The sequence below is a fragment of the Sandaracinobacter sp. genome, from assembly GCF_041909755.1.
GTDB lineage: Bacteria > Pseudomonadota > Alphaproteobacteria > Sphingomonadales > Sphingomonadaceae > Sandaracinobacteroides.
Genome location: NZ_JAYRCW010000083.1, coordinates 1 through 11,566, shown reverse-complemented (window position 1 = coordinate 11,566; position 11,566 = coordinate 1). Strand labels below are relative to the sequence as shown.

Annotated in this window: 13 protein-coding genes; all 13 read left to right on the top strand. The window is 65.6% G+C overall.

The annotated features are described in order from the left end of the window. The coding region (gene pgk / locus ACE3O8_RS10805) for a phosphoglycerate kinase (RefSeq protein WP_374389608.1) at nucleotides 1–269 on the top strand (269 nt) is incomplete at its 5' end. Further along, nucleotides 266–1,180 carry a class I fructose-bisphosphate aldolase gene (locus ACE3O8_RS10800; RefSeq protein WP_374389607.1) on the top strand — a complete coding sequence of 305 codons (915 nt, stop codon included), beginning with the start codon at nucleotides 266–268 and terminating at the stop codon, nucleotides 1,178–1,180. The genes pgk and ACE3O8_RS10800, both read left to right, overlap by 4 nt. Before the next feature lie 31 nt (nucleotides 1,181–1,211). Beyond that, a complete protein-coding gene (gene thiE, locus ACE3O8_RS10795; protein WP_374389605.1) occupies nucleotides 1,212–1,907 on the top strand; it encodes a thiamine phosphate synthase in 696 nt (231 codons plus the stop codon). Nucleotides 1,908–2,022: 115 nt separating this feature from the next. After that, nucleotides 2,023–4,089: a M3 family metallopeptidase gene (locus ACE3O8_RS10790; RefSeq protein WP_374389603.1), complete on the top strand. Its 2,067-nt coding sequence runs from the start codon at nucleotides 2,023–2,025 to the stop codon at nucleotides 4,087–4,089. Nucleotides 4,090–4,243: 154 nt separating this feature from the next. Next, the gene (gene efp / locus ACE3O8_RS10785) at nucleotides 4,244–4,807 is read left to right on the top strand and encodes an elongation factor P (protein ID WP_374389601.1); all 564 of its coding nucleotides are present in this window, start codon (nucleotides 4,244–4,246) and stop codon (nucleotides 4,805–4,807) included. 9 nt (nucleotides 4,808–4,816) lie between these two features. Further along, nucleotides 4,817–5,614 (top strand): inositol monophosphatase family protein, encoded by a 798-nt coding sequence (locus ACE3O8_RS10780; RefSeq protein WP_374389599.1) that lies wholly within the window; start codon nucleotides 4,817–4,819, stop codon nucleotides 5,612–5,614. A gap of 116 nt (nucleotides 5,615–5,730) precedes the next feature. Beyond that, the gene (gene ndhC / locus ACE3O8_RS10775; RefSeq protein WP_374389610.1) at nucleotides 5,731–6,117 is read left to right on the top strand and encodes an NADH-quinone oxidoreductase subunit A; all 387 of its coding nucleotides are present in this window, start codon (nucleotides 5,731–5,733) and stop codon (nucleotides 6,115–6,117) included. Continuing rightward, nucleotides 6,114–6,668 (top strand): NADH-quinone oxidoreductase subunit B family protein, encoded by a 555-nt coding sequence (locus tag ACE3O8_RS10770; RefSeq protein ID WP_374389597.1) that lies wholly within the window; start codon nucleotides 6,114–6,116, stop codon nucleotides 6,666–6,668. Before ndhC ends, ACE3O8_RS10770 begins: the two co-directional genes overlap by 4 nt. A 4-nt stretch (nucleotides 6,669–6,672) precedes the next feature. Then, the gene (locus ACE3O8_RS10765) at nucleotides 6,673–7,299 is read left to right on the top strand and encodes an NADH-quinone oxidoreductase subunit C (RefSeq protein ID WP_374389595.1); all 627 of its coding nucleotides are present in this window, start codon (nucleotides 6,673–6,675) and stop codon (nucleotides 7,297–7,299) included. Continuing rightward, nucleotides 7,296–8,531 (top strand): NADH-quinone oxidoreductase subunit D, encoded by a 1,236-nt coding sequence (locus ACE3O8_RS10760; RefSeq protein WP_374389593.1) that lies wholly within the window; start codon nucleotides 7,296–7,298, stop codon nucleotides 8,529–8,531. The genes ACE3O8_RS10765 and ACE3O8_RS10760 overlap by 4 nt, the downstream gene beginning before the upstream one ends. Beyond that, nucleotides 8,528–9,154 (top strand): NADH-quinone oxidoreductase subunit NuoE, encoded by a 627-nt coding sequence (gene nuoE, locus ACE3O8_RS10755; RefSeq protein ID WP_374389591.1) that lies wholly within the window; start codon nucleotides 8,528–8,530, stop codon nucleotides 9,152–9,154. Before ACE3O8_RS10760 ends, nuoE begins: the two co-directional genes overlap by 4 nt. A gap of 24 nt (nucleotides 9,155–9,178) precedes the next feature. Further along, complete coding sequence (gene nuoF, locus ACE3O8_RS10750) at nucleotides 9,179–10,486, top strand: NADH-quinone oxidoreductase subunit NuoF (RefSeq protein WP_374389589.1); 1,308 nt, start codon at nucleotides 9,179–9,181, stop codon at nucleotides 10,484–10,486. Nucleotides 10,487–10,489: 3 nt separating this feature from the next. Then, nucleotides 10,490–11,566, top strand: a 1,077-nt coding sequence (gene nuoG / locus ACE3O8_RS10745) for an NADH-quinone oxidoreductase subunit NuoG (RefSeq protein WP_374389587.1), incomplete at its 3' end; no start/stop codon positions are given.

Sequence of the window (11,566 nt, the reverse complement as noted above, 5' to 3'; positions counted from 1 at the left end):
CGCTGGTGTGGAACGGCCCGCTTGGCGCGTTCGAGCTTCAGCCCTTCGATGCGGCGACCGTGGCGCTGGCGCAGACGGCGGCCGCGCTGACGGAGGGCGGCACGCTGGCAAGCGTTGCGGGCGGCGGCGACACGGTCGCCGCGCTGAACCATGCCGGCGTGGGCGACAAGTTCACCTTCGTATCGACTGCCGGGGGCGCTTTCCTCGAATGGATGGAAGGCAAGGCCCTGCCGGGCGTGGAAGCATTGCAAACAGGAGCGGCCGAATGAAGATCACGAAAACCGTCAAGCGCATCCTCGACAATTACGAGAGCGACAATCCCGGCACCAAGGCCAACCTTGCGCGCATGCTGATGGCGGGCCGGCTGGGCGGCACGGGCAAGATGGTGATCCTGCCCGTTGACCAAGGCTTCGAGCATGGCCCCGCGCGCAGCTTCGCCGTGAATGCGCCCGGCTATGACCCGCATTACCACTTCCAGCTGGCGGTCGATGCCGGGCTGAACGCCTATGCCGCGCCGCTGGGCATGATCGAGGCAGGCGCTGACACGTTCGCGGGCGCGATTCCGACGATCCTGAAGGTCAATTCCTCCAACAGCTGGGCGGGCGGCGCGAACCAGGCGCTGACGGGCAGCGTGGACGACGCGCTGCGGCTGGGCTGCTCGGCCATCGGCTTCACCATCTATCCGGGCAGCGACGACTGCTTCGACATGATGGAAGAGATCAAGGAGATGTCGGCCGAGGCGAAGTCCGTGGGCATCGCCACCGTGATCTGGAGCTATCCGCGCGGCGGCAAGCTGCCGAAATCGGGCGAACTGGCGCTGGATGTGGGCGCCTATGCCGCGCACATGGCCGCGCTGCTGGGGGCGCACATCATCAAGGTGAAGCTGCCGTCCGATCATGTCGAGCAGGAAGACGCGAAGAAGAGCTATGCCGGCACCGACTGGTCGAAGCAGTCCGACCGGGTGGCGCATGTGGTGAAGGCCTGCTTCAACGGCCGCCGCATCGTGGTGTTCTCCGGCGGCGCGGCCAAGGGTTCGGACGCGGTCTATCAGGACGCGCGCGACATCCGCGACGGTGGCGGCAACGGCTCCATCATCGGCCGCAACAGCTTCCAGCGGCCGCGCGCCGAAGCGCTGGAACTGCTGGACCGGATCGTGCGCATCTATCTGAACAAGGAATAAGGCATGCGGCGGAGGCTGGTGAGCGACCGACATGGCCATTGAACCGGCCTCCGCCGAGGATTTCGCCGCCTTCCTCGGCATCGAGGACGCGCGACCGGCCTGCCAGATCTATCTGATCTCTCCGCCGGAGCTGGACCTTGGCGCGCATGCCGTCGCGCTTCAGGCGGCGCTGGCGGCGGGCGCGCCGGTCGCGGCCTATCAGTTGCGGATGAAGGATCATGCCGACGCGGCGATCCTGAAGGCGGCCGAACGCCTGCTGCCGATCTGCCAGGCCGCCGACGTGGCCTTCATCCTGAACGACCGGGCGGATCTGGCAAAGGCGTGCGGCGCCGACGGCGTGCATCTGGGGCAGAAGGACGGGGCGGTGGAAGCCGCGCGCGCCCTGCTGGGCCACGACGCGCAGATCGGGGTGACCTGCCATGGCAGCCGCCACCTGGCCATGGAAGCGGGGGAGGCCGGGGCCAGTTATGTGGCGTTCGGGGCCTTTTTCCCCACCCACACCAAGCTGGTGGAGCATCATGCGACGCCGGATATCCTGAGCTGGTGGACGGCGATCAGCCCCATTCCCTGCGTGGCGATCGGGGGCATCACGGCCGACAACTGCGGGCCGCTGGTGCGCGCGGGCGCGGATTTCCTGGCCGTCAGCAGCGCGGTCTGGGCCTTCCCCGATGGGCCGGCCGCCGCTGTCAGCCGCCTGGCCGACGAAATCCATTCGTCGAAACCCTGATTGCCCTGCGGCGGCCAGACCGGCTAGCGACGGGCATTTCCGATATGTCGAGAAGGCAAGTCCATTGAAACCCATTCTTCTGCTTGCAACCGCCCTCATGATCGTGAGCCCTGCCATGGCCCAGGCCCAATCCGCATCGCAGCCCGCCGCGCAGGCCCAGCTGCCCTTCCTGCTGCAACCCTGGACGGGGCCGCACGGCGGCGTTCCGCCGTGGGACAAGGTTCAGCCCGAGCAATTCCCCCCGGCGTTCGAAGTGGCCTTCGCGGACCTGCGCGCTGAAATCCGCGCCATCGCCAACAATCCGGCCGCGCCCAGCTTCGACAATGTGATCGGCGCGCTGGAATCGAGCGGGCAGGGGCTGGACCAGGTGTCCGGCATGTTCAACCTGATGACGTCGAACATGAACAGCCCCGCCTATCAGGAGCTCGACCGGGACTGGAGCCCGAAGTTCGCCGCGCTGTACGACGAAATCTCCATGGATCCCAAGCTGTTCGCGCGGATCGACGCGCTGTATCAGGCGCGGGCCTCCCTGAAGCTGAACCCGATGCAAATCCGCCTGCTGGAACGCACCCATGACAGCATGGTGCGCAGCGGCGCCAAGCTGAACGATGCCGACAAGGCGGCGCTCGCCGGGATCAACCAGGAGCTGGCGGTGCTGTTCACCGATTTCAACCAGCGGCTCCTGCGGGACGAGGAAACCTCCCTGCCGGCGACCGAGGCGCAGATGAAGGGCGTGCCCGACGGCGTGAAATCGGCGGCCCGCGCGGCGGCCGACGAGCGCAAGCAGGCCGGTTATGCCATCGTCAACACCCGGTCCGCCGTGGACCCGATCCTGACCTTCGCGGACGACCGCGCGCTGAGGGAAAAGGTCTGGCGCGCGTTCGTGAACCGGGGCGACAACGGCGACGGCAACGACACCAACGCCGTCATCGAGAAGATCGTGAAGCTGCGCGCCGAACGGGCGAAGCTGCTGGGCTTCCCAACCCATGCAAACCTGCGCATGGCCGACACCATGGCCAAGGATCCCGTCCGCGCCGAAGCGCTGATGATGCGCGTGTGGGGCCCGGCCGTCGCCCGCGTGGGCGAGGAAGTGGCCGACATGGAAAAGATCGCCGGCCATTCGATCGAGCCGTGGGATTACCTTTATTACGCGGAAAAGGTCCGCAAGGCCCGCTACGACCTCTCCGAAGCGGAAACGAAGCCCTATTTCGAGCTGAACAACATGATCGAGGCGAGCTACTGGGCCGCCGGTCAGCTCTATGGGCTGGAATTCAAGGAAGTGACGGGCACGATCCCCGTGTTTCACCCGGACGTGCGCGTCTATGAGGTGACGCGCGGCGGCAAGCATGTCGGCCTCTTCTATCGCGACGATTTCGCCCGCAGCGGCAAGCGGTCTGGCGCGTGGATGACGACCTATCGCAGCCAGCGGCTGTTCCCGGTGCCGCAGACGGTGCTGGCGTCAAACAACAACAATTTCGCCAAGCCCGGCGCGAACGAGCCCGTGCTGATCAGCTATGACGATGCCGAGACGCTGTTCCACGAATTCGGCCACGCCATCCATTACCTGCTGCAGCATGTGACCTATCCGGGGCTGGCCCACACCCCGCGCGACTTCGTGGAATATCCGAGCCAGGTGAACGAGAACTGGCTGCTGACGCGCGAGGTGCTGGACAAGTTCGCCCGCCACTACAAGACGGGCGAACCCATGCCCAAGGCGCTGGTGGACAAGATCGAGAAGGCGCAGGCCTTCAACCAGGGCTACAAGACGGTGTCCTACCTCTCGTCGGCGATCGTGGACATGAAGCTGCACCTTCTGCCCGGCGGCGTGGTGAACCCGGATGCGTTCGAGCGCGACACGCTGGCGGCGATCGGCATGCCCAAGCAGATCGTGATGCGGCACCGGCTGCCGCAGTTCAGCCACCTCTTCTCGGGCGACAGCTATTCGGCGGGCTATTATTCCTACCTCTGGTCGGAAACGATGGATGCCGACACCTGGGCCGCGTTCGAGGAAAGCGGGTCCGTCTGGAACAAGGGCGTGGCGGACCGTTTCCGCACCATCCTGCTCTCGACCGGCAACGAAACCGACCGGGCCGACGCCTATCGCGAATTCCGCGGCCGCGACCCGGACGTGAAGGCGCTGCTGAAGAAGCGCGGCTTCCCGACGGACGGCGCTGCGAAGTAACGGGCTGCCGGCAAGGCACCGGAAGGGGCGGGCCCGCCATGGGCCCGCCCTTTCTCGTGCGCGCGGCCCGTGATGCGCGTGTCTTGAGACTTTTCGCCCGACCGGCTAAGGGCGCGGCACATTTCGCTCTTTCCAGCACCACAGGTGAATTCCCATGAAGATCAGCGGCGTGGACATCCGTCCCGGCAACATCATCGAATATGAAGGCGGCATCTGGCGCGCCGTGAAGACGCAGCACACCCAGCCCGGCAAGGGCGGCGCCTATATGCAGGTGGAGCTGAAGAACCTGATCGACGGCCGCAAGACCAACGTGCGCTTCCGGTCCGCCGAAGTGGTGGAGCGTGTGCGGCTGGACACCAAGGATTTCCAGTATCTCTATGCCGAGGACGACAGCCTCGTGTTCATGGACAAGGACACCTATGATCAGGTGACTCTGCCGCGCGACCTGCTGGGCGATGCGGCCGCCTTCCTGACGGACGGCATGGACGTGACGATGGAGCTTTACGAAGAGCGCCCGATTTCCGTGCAGCTGCCCGATCAGGTGGAAGCGCTGATCGTGGAGGCCGATGCGGTGGTGAAGGGGCAGACCGCCTCGTCCAGCTACAAGCCGGCGATCCTTGAGAACGGCGTGCGCGTGATGGTGCCGCCGCATATCGGCTCGGGCACGCGCATCGTCGTGGACGTGTACGAACAAGCCTACGTCCGCCGGGCGGATTGAGGGCAGGGAATGAGCCAGTCCGCCATCATCACCGTCATGGAGCGGGCGTGCCGCAAGGCCGCCCCGCGCCTGCGCCGCGACTTCGGCGAAGTCAGCCAGCTTCAGGTCCTGCGCAAGGGCCCGGCCGATTTCGTGAGTCAGGCGGACAAGGCGGCCGAACGCACGTTGCTGGAAGAGCTTCAGAAGGCGCGCCCCGGCTGGGGCTTCCTGCTGGAAGAAGGCGGCGAGATTCCGGGCGAGGAGGAAAACTCCCCCCGGTTCATCATCGATCCGCTGGATGGCACGTCCAACTTCCTGCACGGCATCCCGCACTTCGCCATTTCGATCGGCGTCGAGCATATGGGCGTGCCGCTGGCGGCCATGGTGTATCAGCCGCTGACGGACGAGAGCTTCTGGGCCGAGCGCGGGCGCGGGGCCTGGCTGCACAATGCGCGGTTGCGCGTGTCTGGCCGGGGCGACCTGTCCGAAGCGCTGCTGGCGACGGGCATTCCCTATAAGGGCCATGGCGATCAGGACCAGTTCGAAACCATCCTGAACAAGGTGATCCCCGAAGTGGCGGGCGTGCGCCGGTTCGGGGCCGCCAGCCTTGACCTCGCCTGGGTCGCGGCGGGCCGGTTCGACGGCTTCTGGGAACAGGGGCTTTCGCACTGGGATGTCAGCGCCGGCCTTCTGCTGGTGAAGGAAGCGGGCGGCTTCGTGTCGGACTTCCGCGGCGGAGAGAAGATGGTGGAACGGCGCGAGGTGATCGCCGCCAATGATCTGCTGCATTCCCGCCTGCACCGGCTGGTGGCGGGAGCCTTGCGCTAACGCGCATGAATCGCAACAGCGGCCATGCGCAAAACGCATGGCATTGCTGTGTTTGTGCAACGCGGCAGAGGCTTGCCGAGCCTCGCCGCCCGGCCTAGAGACGCCCCATGTCCGACCTGACTGACATCGGCCGGGAGTATCTCCCGATTCTCCTTTTCTTTGGTGTTGCCATCGCCTTCGCGGTGGCGTTCGCCGGGCTTCCCGTGCTGGTGTCGAACGTGATCGGCACCAACAAGCCCTATGGCGAGAAGCTGACCGAGTATGAGAGCGGCTTCCCCGCCTTCTCCTCGGCGCGCGGCCAGTTCGACGTGCGCTTCTACCTGGTCTCGATCCTGTTCATCATCTTCGATCTGGAAGTCGCCTTCCTGTTCCCATGGGCCGTCAGCCTGGCGCACATGGGGCCGGATCTCTACTTCGCCTGGGGCTCGATGATGCTGTTCCTGGGCGTCCTCACCATCGGCTTCATCTATGAATGGAAGAAGGGGGCGCTGGATTGGGAATGAGCGGCACCACTCTCATCAATCCGGACGGCTCTGCGCTGTCGCGGGATCTGGCCGGGCAGGACCAGTTCTTCGCGGACGTGAATGCCGAACTGTCGAACAAGGGCTTCCTTGTCGCCAGCCTCGAGGATCTCACCACCTGGGCACGCACCGGCTCGCTCTGGTGGATGACGTTCGGGCTGGCCTGCTGCGCGGTCGAGATGATGCACGCCTCCATGCCCGACTGGGACATGGAGCGGTTCGGCGCCGCGCCGCGCGCGTCTCCGCGCCAGTCCGACGTGATGATCGTGGCCGGCACGCTGTGCAACAAGATGGCCCCGGCGCTGCGCCGCGTGTATGATCAGATGCCCGAGCCGCGCTATGTGATCTCCATGGGCAGCTGCGCCAACGGTGGCGGCTATTACCACTACAGCTATTCCGTGGTGCGCGGCTGCGACCGCATCGTGCCGGTGGATATCTATGTGCCCGGCTGCCCGCCGACCGCCGAGGCGCTTCTGTACGGCATCATGGCGCTGCAGCGGAAGATCCGCCGCCAGTCCTCGTTCGAGCGGTAAACGGATGTCGCATCTTCCCCAGATCCCCGGAAACCAGGGCCTTGCCGAGCGCGCGCGGGCCGTGCTGGGCGCCGACCTGATCGAGGCGACCGAGCGCGTCGGCGAGCTGACCCTGCTGGTGAGCCGCGAGGCGGCCGCTTCGGTCCTGCAGCAGCTGCGCGACACGCCCGACCTTTCCTACGAGCAGCTGCTGGACATCGCCGGCGCCGACTATCCGGAGCGCGAGGCGCGGCTGGAAGTGAACTGGCACCTGCTGAGCCTGACGCACAACCGCCGCATCCGCGTGAAGGTGATGACGGACGATGCGAAGCCGGTGCCGTCTGTCACGAGCCTGTGGCCGAACGCCGGCTGGCTGGAGCGCGAGGTGTGGGACTGTTACGGCGTGCTGTTCGAGGGCAACCCCGATCTGCGCCGGATCCTGACCGACTATGGCTTCGAAGGCCATCCGTTCCGCAAGGACTTCCCGCTGACCGGCCATGTGGAACTGCGCTATTCGGAAGAGCAGGGCCGCGTCGTCTATGAGCCGGTGAAGCTGAAGCAGGATTTCCGCAGCTTCGATTTCCTGAGCCCGTGGGAAGGGCAGTGGAAGCTGCCCGGTGACGAGAAGGCGGCTGAAGGGGATCAGGCATGACCGAAGTTCTCGACGGCGAACTGATCCTAGACCCGACGCTGGTCGCGGCCGACACCAGCATCCAGAACTACATGATCAACTTCGGGCCTCAGCACCCGGCGGCGCACGGCGTGCTGCGGCTGGTGATGGAGCTGGACGGCGAGCTGATCGAGCGCTGCGATCCGCACATCGGCCTGCTGCACCGCGGCACCGAAAAGCTGATCGAATACAAGACCTACCTCCAGGCGCTGCCCTATATGGACCGGCTGGACTATTGCTCCCCCATGTCGATGGAGCACAGCTATGTGCTGGCCATCGAGAAGCTGCTGGGCGTGGAGGTGCCGAAGCGCGGCCAGCTGATCCGCGTGCTGTGGGCCGAGCTGACGCGCATTTCCAACCACATCATGAATGTGGGCGCGCATGTGATGGACGTGGGCGGGCTGACGCCGATCCTGTGGCTGTTCGCGGAGCGGGAGGCGATCTACCGCTTCTCGGAACGGGTTTCCGGCGCGCGGATGCATGCGGCCTATTTCCGCCCCGGCGGCGTCCATCAGGACATGCCGGCAGGCCTGGCCGAGGATATCCGCGACTGGGCGGCGAAGTTCCCCAAGGTGCTGGACGATGTGCAGGCGCTGGCCGGCGACAACCGCATCTTCAAGCAGCGCAACGTCGACATCGGCGTGATCAGCGCGAAGGACGCGATCGCCTGGGGCTTTACCGGCCCCTGCCTGCGCGGTTCGGGCATTCCCTGGGATCTGCGCAAGAGCCAGCCCTATGAATGCTATACCGATCTGGAGTTCGACGTGCCGGTCGGCAACAACGGCGACTGCTATGACCGCTGGATGGTGCGGATGGAGGAAATGCGCCAGTCGCTGCGGCTGGTCGAGCAGTGCCTCAACCGCCTTGCCCATTGCGAGGGCGAGCCGGTTTCGACGCTGGACCGCAAGGTGGCGCCGCCGAAGCGGGGAGAGATGAAGCGCTCGATGGAAGCGCTGATCCACCACTTCAAGCTCTATACCGAAGGGTTCAAGGTGCCGGCCGGCGAAGTCTATGCCGCGACCGAAAGCCCCAAGGGCGAGTTCGGCATCTATCTGGTGAGCGACGGCACCAACAAGCCCTATCGCTGCCACATCCGGGCGACGGGGATGAGCCATCTGCAGGCGATGGACTTCCTGCTGAAGGGGCACATGCTGGCCGATGCGCCGGCGGTTCTCGGCAGTCTGGACATCGTGTTCGGGGAAGTTGACCGGTGAGCGGAGCGATTGTGGACATCTCTCGGGATTTCAAGGACTTCAAGTGGACGGATGCCAATGCCGTTGAGGCGGAGCGCATCATCGGCCGCTATCCCAAGGGGCGCGAGACCAGCGCGATCATGCCGCTGCTGTGGCTGGCGCAATATCAGGTGAAGGACATGACCGGAGTGGCCTGGCTGCCGCTGCCGGTGATCGAGTTCGTCGCCACCCGGATCGGTATGCCGATCATCCGGGCGATGGAAGTCGCCACCTTCTACACCATGTACAATCTGAAGCCCGTGGGCCGCTTCCATGTGCAGGTGTGCGGCACGACGCCGTGCATGCTGCGCGGGTCCGACGACGTGCTAAAGGCCTGCGCGGACAAGGGCCTGAAGAAGGGCGAAGTGACGAACGACGGCCTGTTCACCCTGACCGAGGTGGAATGCCTGGGCGCCTGCGCCAATGCGCCGATGGTGCAGATCAACGACGACAATTTCGAGGATCTCACCTACGAGACGATGACGGCGATCCTGGAGGATCTGATCGCGGGCCGCACGCCCAAGGCGGGCAGCCAGATCGGCCGCACGGCCAGTTGCCCGGAAGGCGGGCCGACCAGCCTGAAGGATGTCGCCCATGCTGGCTGACTGTTTTTGTGGGATCACTCGCTGATGCTCGCCGATCACGACCGCATCTTCACCAACCTCTATGGCTTCCAGCCGTGGGGGATCGAACATGCCATGAAGCGCGGCGACTGGGCCGACACCAGGGCGCTGATGGCGCGCGGGCAGGATACGATCATCCAGCAGGTGAAGGATTCAGGCCTTCGCGGGCGGGGTGGCGCGGGCTTTTCCACCGGCACGAAGTGGAGCTTCATGCCGAAGGAGAGCAAGGACGGGCGCCCCAGCTTCCTGGTTGTGAACGCCGATGAATCCGAGCCGGGAAGCTGCAAGGACCGGGAGATCATCCGCCACGATCCGCACAAGCTGATCGAAGGCGCGCTGATCGCCGGTTATGCGATCCGGGCGCGCGCGGCCTATATCTACATCCGTGGTGAATATATCCGCGAAGCGGAGGTGCTGTTCGCGGCGGTCGAGGAAGCCTATGCCAAGGGCTTCATCGGCAAGAACGCCTGCGGCAGCGGTTATGACTTCGACGTGTTCGTCCACCGGGGCGGCGGGGCCTATATCTGCGGCGAAGAAACCGCGATGATCGAAAGCCTTGAGGGGAAGAAGGGCCAGCCGCGCCTGAAGCCCCCGTTCCCGGCGGGGGCGGGCATGTATGGCTGCCCCACCACGGTGAACAATGTGGAATCCATCGCGGTGGTGCCCACCATCCTCCGGCGCGGGCCGGACTGGTTCGCGGCCATCGGCCGGCCGAACAATCAGGGCACCAAGCTGTTCCAGATTTCCGGCCATGTGGTGAAGCCGTGCGTGGTGGAAGACGCGATGAGCGTGCCCTTCCGCGAGCTGATCGAAACCCACTGCGGCGGCATTCGCGGCGGCTGGGACAATCTGCTGGCGGTGATCCCCGGCGGATCCTCCGTGCCGCTGGTGCCTGCGCACCAGATCATCGACGCGCCGATGGATTTCGATGGCCTGCGCGAGCTGAAATCCGGCCTGGGCACGGCGGCGGTGATCGTGATGGACAAGTCCACCGACATCGTCCGCGCGATTGCCCGCCTCAGCTACTTCTACAAGCATGAGAGCTGCGGCCAGTGCACGCCGTGCCGCGAAGGCACCGGCTGGATGTGGCGGGTGATGGAACGTCTGGTGACGGGCGATGCAGAACCTTCGGAAATCGACCTGCTGCTGGAAGTGACCACGCAGGTGGAAGGCCACACCATCTGCGCGCTGGGCGATGCGGCGGCCTGGCCCGTTCAGGGCCTGATCCGCCATTTCCGGCCCGAGATTGAAGCCCGCATTGCGAAGCGCCGCGGTTTTGCCGTGGTGCCCGAACTGCCGCAGGCGGCGGAGTAAGAGATGCCCAAGGTAACCGTTGACGGGATCGAAGTTGAGGTGCCTGCCGGCGCCACGGTGATGCAGGCCTGCGAAGCGGCCGGCAAGGAAATCCCGCGCTTCTGCTATCACGAACGCCTCTCCATCGCGGGCAATTGCCGCATGTGCCTGGTGCAGGTGTCCCCCGGGCCGCCGAAGCCGCAGGCCAGCTGCGCGCTGCCCGCCGCCGAAGGGCAGACCATCCTGACCGACAGCCCGATGGTGAAGAAGGCGCGGGAAGGGGTGATGGAATTCCTGCTGATCAACCACCCGCTGGATTGCCCGATCTGCGATCAGGGCGGCGAGTGCGATCTGCAGGATCAGGCCATGGCCTATGGCCGGGGCGGCAGCCGCTTTGACGAGAACAAGCGCGCCGTCACTGAAAAGAACATGGGCCCGCTGGTGAAGACGGTGATGACGCGGTGCATCCATTGCACCCGCTGCGTGCGCTTCGTGGAAGAAGTGGCCGGCACCAACGAGATCGGCGCGCTGTATCGCGGCGAGAACATGCAGATCACCAGCTTCCTCGAGCAGGCGGTGACGACCGAGCTTTCGGGCAATGTGATCGACCTGTGCCCGGTGGGCGCGCTGACCTCCAAGCCGACAGCGTTCCACTATCGCCCGTGGGAGCTGAAGCGGAACGATTCGATCGATGTGATGGACGCCGTGGGCGCCAGCATCACGCTGCACAGCCGCACCGCGGAAGTGATCCGCGCGACGCCGCGCGTGAACGACGATGTGAACGAGGAATGGCTGGCCGATACCGGCCGCTTCGCGGTGGACGGGCTGAAGGAACGGCGGCTGGACCGCCCCTGGGTGCGCGTGAACGGCGAGCTGAAGCCCGCAAGCTGGGGCCAGGCGTTCGAGGCGGTGAAGAAGGCGCTGGCCGGCGTGGACGGCAAGGACATCGCCGCGCTGGCGGGCGACCTGTGCGCCATCGAGGATCTGGTGGCCGCGAAGGATCTGCTGACGGGGCTGGGCGCGACGCGGCTGGAAAGCCGCACCGATGGCGCGGCCTATGAAGGCCCGGCTTCGCACTGGCGCTTCAACAGCGGCATCGCC

Coding starts and splice junctions, on each gene's coding strand:
- ACE3O8_RS10800 (WP_374389607.1), top strand. CDS start 266: ATGAAGATCACGAAAACCGTCAAGCGCATCCTCGACAATTACGAGAGC.
- thiE (WP_374389605.1), top strand. CDS start 1,212: ATGGCCATTGAACCGGCCTCCGCCGAGGATTTCGCCGCCTTCCTCGGC.
- ACE3O8_RS10790 (WP_374389603.1), top strand. CDS start 2,023: ATGGCCCAGGCCCAATCCGCATCGCAGCCCGCCGCGCAGGCCCAGCTG.
- efp (WP_374389601.1), top strand. CDS start 4,244: ATGAAGATCAGCGGCGTGGACATCCGTCCCGGCAACATCATCGAATAT.
- ACE3O8_RS10780 (WP_374389599.1), top strand. CDS start 4,817: ATGAGCCAGTCCGCCATCATCACCGTCATGGAGCGGGCGTGCCGCAAG.
- ACE3O8_RS10770 (WP_374389597.1), top strand. CDS start 6,114: ATGAGCGGCACCACTCTCATCAATCCGGACGGCTCTGCGCTGTCGCGG.
- ACE3O8_RS10765 (WP_374389595.1), top strand. CDS start 6,673: ATGTCGCATCTTCCCCAGATCCCCGGAAACCAGGGCCTTGCCGAGCGC.
- ACE3O8_RS10760 (WP_374389593.1), top strand. CDS start 7,296: ATGACCGAAGTTCTCGACGGCGAACTGATCCTAGACCCGACGCTGGTC.
- nuoF (WP_374389589.1), top strand. CDS start 9,179: ATGCTCGCCGATCACGACCGCATCTTCACCAACCTCTATGGCTTCCAG.